General features: G+C 42.1%; 8 protein-coding genes. 4 read left to right on the top strand and 4 right to left on the bottom strand.

Features of this window, described 5'->3' with window-relative positions:
• Positions 1 to 43 precede the first annotated feature (43 nt).
• Entirely contained in the window at positions 44 to 940 is an 897-nt protein-coding gene (locus WBJ10_RS13270; protein WP_424291075.1) for a YitT family protein, read from the top strand.
• A gap of 203 nt (positions 941 to 1,143) precedes the next feature.
• On the opposite strand, the gene WBJ10_RS13275 is transcribed toward WBJ10_RS13270, so the two are convergent.
• A complete protein-coding gene (locus WBJ10_RS13275) occupies positions 1,144 to 1,434 on the bottom strand; it encodes a DUF3817 domain-containing protein (protein ID WP_424291077.1) in 291 nt (96 codons plus the stop codon).
• 135 nt (positions 1,435 to 1,569) lie between these two features.
• Here WBJ10_RS13275 and WBJ10_RS13280 point away from each other — a divergent pair, with 135 nt between their 5' ends.
• Complete coding sequence (locus WBJ10_RS13280; RefSeq protein WP_424291079.1) at positions 1,570 to 2,433, top strand: SDR family oxidoreductase; 864 nt, start codon at positions 1,570 to 1,572, stop codon at positions 2,431 to 2,433.
• A 115-nt stretch (positions 2,434 to 2,548) separates the two neighbouring features.
• Here WBJ10_RS13280 and WBJ10_RS13285 read toward each other — a convergent pair whose 3' ends face one another.
• Genes WBJ10_RS13285 through recR form a run of 3 tightly spaced genes read right to left on the bottom strand, consistent with a single transcriptional unit; the run spans position 2,549 to position 4,851 of the window.
• Positions 2,549 to 3,397, bottom strand: a complete 849-nt coding sequence (locus WBJ10_RS13285; protein ID WP_424291081.1) for an alpha/beta hydrolase — start codon at positions 3,395 to 3,397, stop codon at positions 2,549 to 2,551.
• Positions 3,394 to 4,209: an SDR family oxidoreductase gene (locus WBJ10_RS13290; protein WP_424291082.1), complete on the bottom strand. Its 816-nt coding sequence runs from the start codon at positions 4,207 to 4,209 to the stop codon at positions 3,394 to 3,396. Before WBJ10_RS13290 ends, WBJ10_RS13285 begins: the two co-directional genes overlap by 4 nt.
• A 24-nt stretch (positions 4,210 to 4,233) precedes the next feature.
• Positions 4,234 to 4,851: a recombination mediator RecR gene (gene recR, locus WBJ10_RS13295; protein ID WP_424291084.1), complete on the bottom strand. Its 618-nt coding sequence runs from the start codon at positions 4,849 to 4,851 to the stop codon at positions 4,234 to 4,236.
• Positions 4,852 to 4,998: 147 nt separating this feature from the next.
• Between recR and WBJ10_RS13300 the strand changes: the two genes are divergently transcribed.
• Both WBJ10_RS13300 and WBJ10_RS13305 read left to right on the top strand, forming a co-directional pair.
• Positions 4,999 to 6,507, top strand: coding sequence for a sodium:solute symporter (locus WBJ10_RS13300; RefSeq protein WP_424291086.1), 1,509 nt, complete (start codon positions 4,999 to 5,001; stop codon positions 6,505 to 6,507).
• A 21-nt stretch (positions 6,508 to 6,528) separates the two neighbouring features.
• Positions 6,529 to 7,236, top strand: coding sequence for a TIGR00730 family Rossman fold protein (locus tag WBJ10_RS13305; RefSeq protein WP_424291088.1), 708 nt, complete (start codon positions 6,529 to 6,531; stop codon positions 7,234 to 7,236).
• The last annotated feature ends 160 nt before the right edge of the window (positions 7,237 to 7,396 follow it).

The following is a 7,396-nucleotide window of genomic DNA, read 5'->3' on the forward strand; positions in this document are numbered from 1 at the left end:
GAATCTTTTCTTTAGCTGCAAACCTTTTAACTATTTTTAAAGGATGAAAGCTACGAGACGATCAAGACGGATACTGCAATATCAAATAAATGCGGGAAGAGCAGCCCTAATTTTACTTGGTATTGGACTGGCTTGTTTCGGGTTAAAGGGCTTTCTTCTTCCTAATCATTTCATTGATGGCGGCATTACGGGTATTTCATTATTGACATTTCAGTTAACCGAATCGACTGGAATCCCTGTTTCAGTATGGCTGGTTTTATTTAATTCCCCATTTATCCTCCTCGGGGCAAAGCAGATCGGTAAGCGCTTTGCAATAGTCACATCAATTGCCATACTTGTTCTGGCGGCGACCATCTACTTTGTCGAATTTCCGGTAATTACAGACGACAAACTGCTCACCGCGATATTTGGAGGCTTCTTCCTGGGTGCAGGAATAGGCCTGGCCATACGTGGTGGATGTGTGATTGATGGAACAGAGATACTCGCTGTCTATCTCAACAGAAGGAGTATTCTAAGTATGGGCGATATAATTTTACTGATTAATGTCGTTATTTTCCTTTCTGCTGCTTTTGTTCTTGGAATTGAAAATGCCCTTTATTCAATTCTCACCTATCTCTCCGCTTCTAAAACTGTAGATTTTATCATTCAGGGTATTGAAGAGTACACCGGAGTAACCATTGTTTCCGCCAAAAGCGCCCAGATCAGGGACGCGATCACCAAGAATCTCGGCCGCGGGGTAACGATTTACAAAGGCGAACGGGGTTTTGAAAGTGCCCAGTTTAAAAGCAAGGATATTGACATTATTTTTACGGTCGTTACCCGGCTGGAGGTTTCCAAATTAAAGCAGGAAGTAGCATTGATTGATCATAAAGCATTTATTGTGATGAGTACGATCAGTGATACCAAGGGGGGAATTATAAAACCGAGGCCGTTACATTAGGATTGTGTGATGTTAAGAAATACGAAGGACGGTATTGTTAATTTGTAGTTTCTTTTGGGGGTTGCCCTGCGGGCCGGGCTCTCCGCTGTAGTTTTTGCCGTATAAATTTGTGTTAAATGAAAATCGTGTGGCCGGCAAAAAGCTGCCGCTTCGATCCCTAACCCGACTAAACGCTGTGTTAGTATCCCGCCCGAAAGATATGTTTAATTCTCTTCCCTGAAAAGCTTCTTATCCGCATAAAACGTCCCAAAAGGAATAAGCGATGCTAAAAATCCCAACGCAACTTTCATAAAAGACCATTTATATACATAAGCAACATGCAAAAGCATTCCTATATACAGTATAAACAGTAAACCGTGAATCATCCCTACCACATAATTGGGGCCGGGCATTTCGTATTTATATTTCAGGATCATAGTAAAGCCGATGAGCAAGAAAGAACAACCTTCTAAAAATGCAATAATGCGAAAACGGCCAAGAGGAGTGCTAATCATATTATAATCTCATTTTTTTCAATGGAGCAAAAGTAGGAATTCCAACCAACGGGAAAATCACAGGAAAGTAATGTGTTTTAAATCCTGTCAAACAAATAGAAAGGCTTACAGGTTGCTTCAAATACATTCTATATTATGAAAACGAAGCCAAAATCTTTCCCGGGAAGCGAAAAACAGAAACATCAACCGGGCTCGGAAGATAAAATGACGCCTAAGCCCGAGTATATAAATTCAAATTATAAAGCGGCGGGAAAGCTTTTGAATAAAACGGCTCTGATCACCGGTGGCGACAGCGGAATAGGTCGCGCAGTAGCTGTGCATTTTGCGATGGAAGGGGCGGACGTAGCTATCGCATATCTCGATGAAGATAAAGATGCTGAAGAGACAAAAAAGCTGGTGGAGGATACTGGCCGAAAATGCATACTCTTCAAGGGGGATATCAGTAAAAAGGATTTCTGCGATAAGATTGCTAAACAAACGATTTCTAAGTTAGGGAGCCTTAACATTCTGGTGAATAACGCTGCCCAGCAATATCCTCAGGAAGATTTTCTCAACATAAGCAAACAGCAACTGGAGAAAACATTCAACGTCAACATTCTCCCGTACTTCTTCTTGTCACAAGCGGCTCTGAAGAGCATGAAAGCTGGTGATACGATAATAAATACGAGTTCCGTTACTGCCTACCGGGGCAGTCCGCATCTGATTGATTATTCTTCAACTAAAGGTGCCATAGTGACTTTCACCCGTTCGCTCAGCGAAAATCTGGCTCCCAAAAAAATCAGGGTTAACGCCGTGGCACCCGGCCCGGTATGGACCCCACTTATTGTTTCGACTTTCGAAGCAAAGGATATCAAGAAATTCGGCCAGGACGTACCAATGGGCCGTGCCGGCCAGCCTTCTGAAATCGCCCCTGCCTACGTATTCCTCGCCTGCGAAGATGCTTCATACATAACAGGACAAGTGATTCATGTGAATGGAGGGGAACTAATCAACGGGTAGGTAAGTTGAGAGTGGAAAGTTGAAAGTTGAAAGTGAAGTGGAACCTCCATAACAATCAGAAGACCGCTCCCCACTTTCAGTTTTCAGTTTTCACCTTTCACCTTTCACCTTTCACCTAATCAACATCCCCCATAAACCCAATCACCTCATCATAAAGTCCATTCCCCTTAAAGAACATCTGAGCAATCATCGGAATATGTTTCTTTTTGGGAATAATTTGAAGGATCACTTTATGTTCTAATTCACTAAGCTCCTTCCGCAGCCTTTCCGACTGGAGTTGAATAGCCGGGTATGTCCTCTCTCCTACGAATATCAGCACTGGTACTTTGAAATTCTTTAGATAATATAAGGGCGAAGCAAGCTTCCAAACTTCCTGATCAGTAGAAAAGGTATTGAGGAAACTTTTGGTATTACCATCCTCCTTTGCCTCACTGAGGTATTCGAACATATCCAGTCCAAAAGCATCATTTAAAATAAGGCCTTTTATGGGATCAGAAATTTTCTCCTGATTAAAGAATCTTGGATCGGAATGGATCAAAGCAGCAAGATGCGCTCCTGCAGAATGGCCCATCACAAAAATTCTTTTATTATTTCCTCCGTAGGTCGCGATGTTATTGTCTACCCATTTTAAAGCTTTGGCACAATCGGCAGCCATTTTTTCATACTGAGCGACCGGGCTAAGACTGTAGTTTATAATTACAGTCACGACGTTTTTGTTAGCCATATTCCGTCCCAGCCACCAGTAAGTCCCCTTTTTGCCGCTATTCCATGAACCGCCGTGGATGAATACAAAGACGTCTCTAGCTTCCGACACATCATCCGGATAATAAACATCCAGCAAATTTTCATCGCCAGACGTGGAGTCCAAAGAGTAAGAAATATCCCGTTTGATTTCAATATCAGCAGCAAATGCAAAATTGATAACGGGAAGCAACAATACAAATAATATGAATAAACGTCTCATCTGATCAGGGGATCCTTTTCTTTAGTAAAATGCTTATAAACCAAACCGTCGAGAAATGAAGGAAGTACTTTGCTTAGAAACACGGTGAGTTTCCCTTGTCCGGTCATAACGAGAGTCCGCTTTCTACGCTCCACACCATCTGCAATGATTTCCGCAACCTCATGTGATGTCATCATTTTCCCTTCTTCCATACTCGTATCGCCCTGTGCGCTGCCGTCCTTTACCAATGCGGAATAGCGGATGTTCGACGCGGTAAATCCGGGTGAAGCAACCATTACATGTAAACCCGTTTTAAGGTTTTCAACACGAAGCGATTCCAGAAAGCCATTTAACGCAAACTTTGATGCAGAATAGCCCGTCCGGCCTGGCAATCCCTTATATCCTGCAATAGAAGAAACACCAACCACGGAGCCTTTATTCTTTAGAAGTTCGGGCAAAGCATATTTGGTACAGTACACCGCTCCCCAAAAATTTACATCCATCAGGTTCCTAAGCACCTGCAGGTCCACATCGGCGAACAATGCACGCATGGATATACCGGCATTGTTGATCAGGACGTCCACACGCCCGAAAGTAGTCACAGCTTGTCCGATAAGGGTTTTGCAATCCTCTTCTTTCGATACATCGCACTGATACGCGATAGCCTTTACCTGATACTTGGCTTCCAGTTCCTGGGCAATTTCACATAATGTGACGTATTGACGCGCACCCAACACAAGGTTGGCACCCCGCCTGGCAAATTCTTCCGCACATGATCGGCCAATGCCCGAGGAGGCACCGGTGATTATAACTGTCTTATTTTTGAGATCCATTAAAGATTATTTATTTAAACCGGGCTATTTTGCAAGCGTGTTTTCATAAGGAATACGGGTAGCGATTGATCGCCCGAGGGTAATCTCATCGACATACTCTAACTCACCGCCAAAAGCTATTCCCCTGGCGATAGCACTTATCTGTATCCCTTTATCTTTTAGCTTTTTGTAGAGATAAAAAATGGTTGTGTCGCCTTCCATTGTAGCGCTTAGAGCCAGAATAACTTCCAACACATCTCCTCTATCCGCTCTTTCTACAAGGCTGTCTATATTCAAGTCGGACGGCCCGATCCCATCCATCGGCGAGATCAGCCCCCCCAGCACGTGATATACGCCATGATATTGGCCCGTATTTTCTATGGCCATGACATCCCGTGTATCTTCGACTATACATATCAGGGATTTCTCACGTTTCACAGCGCTACAAATCTCACATATCTTCTGATCTGCTATATTGTGGCAGGTCTCACAGAAACGGATCTCGTTTTTTAACTGAAGAAGTGTACTGCTGAATTTCACTACATCGGCTTGAGGCTGGTTTAACAAATGCAGCACTAATCTTAAGGCAGTTTTCTGGCCTATCCCTGGTAGAGTCGCAAATTCATTTACTGCATTTTCAAGCAGTTTGGAAGAAAAATTCATCTACAAATTTAAACTTAAAAAGTAATCTTTTACACAGGTATTGAGATGATTAATAGCTGCACCCCTTCCCAGCTGCCAACAATACCAAATGAATTAATTCGTATTAAGAACATAATTATTATTTTAGGCGCTTATCAAAAATTAAACATGGAGCCATCAATACTACTCAGCTTTCTAGTTGCCTACTTTCTGTTACTGATAGGAGTATCTTATTTTACTTCCAAGAAGTCCTCAGATAACTCTACGTTTTTCACAGCAAACAAGGATTCCAAATGGTACCTGGTTGCTTTTGGGATGATTGGAACGGCCTTATCGGGCGTAACTTTTATATCTGTCCCCGGTGAAGTTGGTAATCCTGCTGGTAATGAGTTCAAATATTTCCAGTTCGTACTTGGAAACGCTATTGGTTTCATCATTATAGCGACTGTACTGCTTCCTCTTTATTACAGGATGAACCTCACCTCCATTTATACTTATATCGAGGAACGGCTTGGAACACATAGTTATAAAACCGCTGCGAGTATTTTCCTTCTAAGCAGGACTATCGGATCTGCTTTTCGTCTCTATCTGGTGGTAATTGTACTGCAGCGTTTTATTTTCGATTCTTATGGTATCCCGTTCTGGGCGACGGTATTGATCTCCCTGGGACTGATCTGGTCTTACACGTTTAAAGGAGGACTTAAGACGATTATCATTACCGACACTTTGCAAACTTTCTTCCTCGTCACTTCGGTAATTCTGACCATATACTTCATCTGCAGCAGTCTCGGACTAAACATTCCCGAAGCTTTTGAAACGATAAAGAATAGTGGATACTCCAAGGTTTTTTTCTATGAAGATTTCATGACCAGTAAATTTCATGTATCCAAGCAATTGCTGGGCGGTATTTTTGTGACGATTGCAATGACGGGACTTGATCAGGATTTGATGCAGAAGAACCTCAGCTGTAAAAACATTGGCGAAGCTCAAAAAAATATGTTCACTTTCACGGCTGTATTCGTCGTGATAAACATCTTCTTTCTGAGTGTAGGAGCTTTATTATACATCTACGCATCCAAAAATGGAATTGAGATCCCTGTAGATGCCGTTACAGGCAAGCCGCGAACAGATTTTCTATTTCCGGAAATAGCATTCAACCATCTATCAATAATTCCCGGTGTCGTATTTATGCTCGGTCTTACCGCTGCTACTTTCGCAACCACAGATTCAGCACTTGCAGCCCTCACAACCTCATTCTGCGTAGATTTTCTTGGTTTCGACAAGAAAGAAGACGTTAACGCTCCTTCGGCAGTCAGAACGCGTCATATGGTTCACGTAGGTTTCTCCCTCCTAATGTTTCTTGTAATAATCTTGTTTAACGCTGTAAATAATGCTGCTGTGGTGAGTGCAATATTTACAGTGGCGTCCTATACCTATGGCCCTTTGCTAGGCTTATATGCGTTTGGTCTGTTTGTAAAAAACCGCGGTGTTAGGGACAAACTGGTACCATTTATCTGTCTATTATCTCCAGCAATCTGCTTTTTGCTAAATAAATACTCCGCGACTGTAATGGGTGGCTATGTTTTTGATAATGAATTGATCGTAGTCAATGGCCTGATCACATTTATCGGACTTCTACTGATCAGCAAGCCAACAACTGCCAGGACACAATTTTAATTTGAAAAAGTATAGGGTATTATGACGAGTGATGAAAAAATAAGAAACGCGTTTGAGAACAAAAACTGGCAGGAAATCAAAGTTACAGACTCATGGCAGATCTTTAAGATCATGGCAGAGTTCGTTGATGGTTTTGAGAAACTTGCAAAAATAGGTCCATGTGTATCAATTTTCGGCTCGGCACGGACATCTAATGAAAATCAGTACTACAAACTAGCTGAAGATTGTGCCCGTTTGCTGACTGAAAGAGGCTATGGCGTAATTTCAGGTGGTGGCCCCGGAATCATGGAGGCAGCCAATAAAGGAGCTTTCGAAGCTGGTGGTAAATCCGTGGGTTTGAACATCGAACTTCCCTTTGAGCAATTTCACAATAAATACATCGACCGCGATAAAATTCTCGAATTCGATTATTTCTTCATCCGTAAAGTGATGTTTATGAAGTATTCTCAAGGCTTTATTGTATTGCCCGGTGGCTTCGGAACAATGGATGAGATGTTTGAAGCTTTAACGCTGATTCAAACAGGTAAAGTAGCACGTTTTCCAATAGTTTTAGTAGGAAAATCATACTGGTCAGGACTCATAGACTGGGTCACTAATACCATGCTTCAGGACGAAAGAAATATTAACGAAGATGATTTAAATCTCTTCAGGATGGTTGATACAGCTGAAGAGGCTACTGAACATATTTTCAGGTTCTATGATAAGTATGTGTTAAAACCGAATTTCTAGAAGGAGTAAGGAACAAAGAGCAAAGAGTAAGGACAAATGCAGGTGGGTTTGTTCTTTGCTCTTTTTATTTTGAGAAGTTATTTGCCCTAACCGGGAATCAGTCCTTGCTCCTTGTTCCTTGTTCTTTAATACCCGTTTCCATCACACAAAAATCTCACCC

The sequence above is a fragment of the Daejeonella sp. genome (assembly GCF_049655485.1).
Lineage (GTDB): Bacteria > Bacteroidota > Bacteroidia > Sphingobacteriales > Sphingobacteriaceae > Daejeonella.